2 protein-coding genes are annotated in these 2,683 nt (G+C 67.7%); one reads left to right on the top strand and one right to left on the bottom strand.

Annotation, left to right across the window (positions count from 1 at the left end):
- Nucleotides 1–416 (top strand): ATP-binding cassette domain-containing protein (locus tag P409_RS31305; protein ID WP_034847698.1); only part of this gene is annotated, 416 nt, incomplete at its 5' end.
- Between the two features lie 13 nt (nucleotides 417–429).
- Here the strand turns inward: P409_RS31305 and P409_RS31300 are convergent.
- The coding region (locus P409_RS31300) for an LPS-assembly protein LptD (protein ID WP_052121612.1) at nucleotides 430–2,683 on the bottom strand (2,254 nt) is incomplete at its 5' end.

Below are 2,683 nucleotides of genomic sequence, written 5' to 3'. Positions count from 1 at the left end.
ACGCCGCGCATCTGCGGCTTCGCACCGTCGGCACCCTGTCGGCCGGGGAGCGCATGCGGGTGCTGTTCGCCCGGGCGCTGGCGGTCGAGGCGCCGATGCTGTTCGCGGACGAGCCGGTGGCGGCGCTGGACCCGTTCCACCAGCTGCAGATCATGGAGCTGCTGCAGGCCCGCGCCCGGGCCGGCGCCGGGGTGCTGGTGGTGCTGCACGACCTGGCGCTGGCCGGCCGGTTCTGCGACCGGCTGGTGCTGCTGCAGGACGGCCGGGTGCTGGCCGACGGCGCGCCGGACGACGTCCTGACCGACGACCATCTGCGCCGCGCCTATGCGGTGGAGGTGCAGCGCGGCCAGCGCGACGGGGTCGGTTACGTCCTGCCCTGGTCCCGCATCGGATCGCCGGGGCGGGGTGATCCCTGAGATCGGCCGGCTGCTAGGCGCCCGGCGTGCGGCTCTGCTCGCCGCTCAGCTTCACCGGCACCTCGCCCAGATTCTTCAGGTTCAGCGTCAGGAAGAAGGAATAGCCCTCCTTCTGGTCCTCGGCGGTGGTGAAGCGGCGCTGCACCGTGACGCCGAAGGTGAAGCACTCGTCCTGGTACTGCGCGCCGGCGCTGTAGGTGAACGGCCGCATGGCCTCGATGTCGTAGGTCAGGCCGGTCGACAGCGTCCAGTAGTCCGAGATCTTGGCGCTGCCGCCGGCGCCGAGCTGTTGCTGGTTGAAGGTGTTGCCGTCGTCGTCCGGCCCCTTGTCGTCCAGCAGGCTGTAATTGACGTTCAGGTTCAGCCAGTCCAGCGGCGTGGCGGAGGCCTGGACGAACTGCCGGCGGCTGTAGAAGTTGTCCTTGTCCAGCCGGAAGCGCCAGTCGAGGTTCAGATACGGTCCCGGATGGAAGGTGACGCGGCCGACATAGTCCGAGACCTTGTCGCGCAGGCCGGAGCTCTCGGGGAAGTCGTCATCCTCCTCGAACCGGTAGCTCTGGCCCAGGAAGAAGGTGGCGGAGGCGCCGTCCGGCGCGTAGAGGCCGTAGCGGAAGCCGTAGGAGACGTGCTGCCCGCCCTCGACCCGGTCGAGCCCGGGAAAGCGGTTCTCGCTGAACAGGTTGATCTCGTCGAACTCGATGTCGGCGCTGTCGTTGTTCGGGATCTTCTTGCCGTTGCTGATCTTCGGCGCGGCGCTGAAGCTGACGATCGGCTCCAGCAATTGCTGGTAGCTGCCGATCTGCCCGACGAAGGGATAGCGCGCGGTCAGCGTCGCCACCGGGAACAGGCGGGCGGCGCCGACATTGTCCTTCAGCTCCACCTCGTCCGGCCCGCCGTCGATCACCTTGGTGCCGTCCGGCACGTCGCTCGACTGGTACAGGTCGCCGCGCAGATAGGTGCGCGCGTTCAGCACGATGCCGCTGTCGGTGTAGAAGTCGCGCTGCCAGCCGACCTGGGTCGACAGGCGCCGCGTGTCCAGGCCGCGGGTGGGGTCGCTGGTCACCGGGTCGTAGTCGCGCAGCAGGCTGATGGCGCTGGCGTTGACGAACCATTGGCCGCCCAGGACGGCGTTGGGCTCGCTGACGTAGTTGGCCTGCGCCCACGGCAGGATGGTGGGCGAGAAGCCCTTGCTGCCGATGCCGGTGCCCGGCTGCCGCAGGTCCTGCCAGTCCAGCGCCTCGACCGAGATGTAGCTCAGGCCGTAGAAGCCCTCGGCGAAGGCCCGGCTCTGCAGGATGTCGGCGCCGGAGATGTTGAAGTTGTCGAGATATTTGCGGTCCGAGGTGCGCTGGACGTTCACCCCGAAGCGCCAGTTCTGGTCGAAGTCGTAGGCGGCGGTGCCGAAGAAGTGCCACCGCACCTGCTGCGACCGGAAGTCGAGATTGGTTCCGTTCGGTCCCGAATTGTCGTTCAGGATCTTGCTGTAGCCGCTCTGGTTGATGCTGCCGTCGAGGGTGATCAGGCCCTTGTCGAAGCGCTTGCGGTACTCGCCGCTGAACACCACGCCGGCATCGCGCGTGATCATGGCGCCGAGCGTGGCGTCCTGGTCTGGCGAGATGTCGAAATAGTATTGCAGCCCGAAGAACGGCCCGACATCGGAGGTGGCGCCGAAGGTCGGGAACAGGAAGCCCTGGCGCCGGTCGACCGAGGGGTCGGGCATCGAGAAGTAGGGCGTGTAGAACAGCGGCACGCCGAACAGGTCGATGAAGGCGTCGTGGTAGATGATGTCCTTCGACACCGCGTCGTTGGTCACCCGCACCGCCCGGATCTGCCACAGCGGCGGCTGCGACGGGTCGTCCTTGCAGACATTGCAGGGCGAATAGACCGCGCGGTCGATGGTGGTGACCTCGCCGCGCTCGCGCACCGCGCTGTTGCCGACCATGCGCGAATTGTCGGACAGGATCAGCGACACCTGCTGGATGAAGCCGTCCTTCAGGTCGTCGGTCAGCTCGGCATAGTCGCCGAACATCACCTCGCCGCCCGGCTGCACCATGGTGACGTGGCCGCTGGCGGCGACGACCTGGGTCTTCTGGTTGTAGGTGACCTGGTCGGCCCGCACGATCTGGTGATTCTGGTGGATCTCCACCTTGCCGCGAGCGGTGACGAGGCCGAGCGTCTGGTCGTAGATCAGCTCATCGGCGCTGATCACCGGGGGCTGCTGCTGCCCGGCCGGTGCCGCGGGCGACACCGCGGCGGGCTGCGACGGC

Origin of the sequence: Inquilinus limosus MP06 (assembly GCF_000767795.1) — a bacterium.
Classification (GTDB): domain Bacteria; phylum Pseudomonadota; class Alphaproteobacteria; order DSM-16000; family Inquilinaceae; genus Inquilinus; species Inquilinus limosus_E.
The sequence above is the reverse complement of the archived record's forward strand: the minus strand, read 5'-3'. Positions and strand labels throughout refer to the sequence as shown.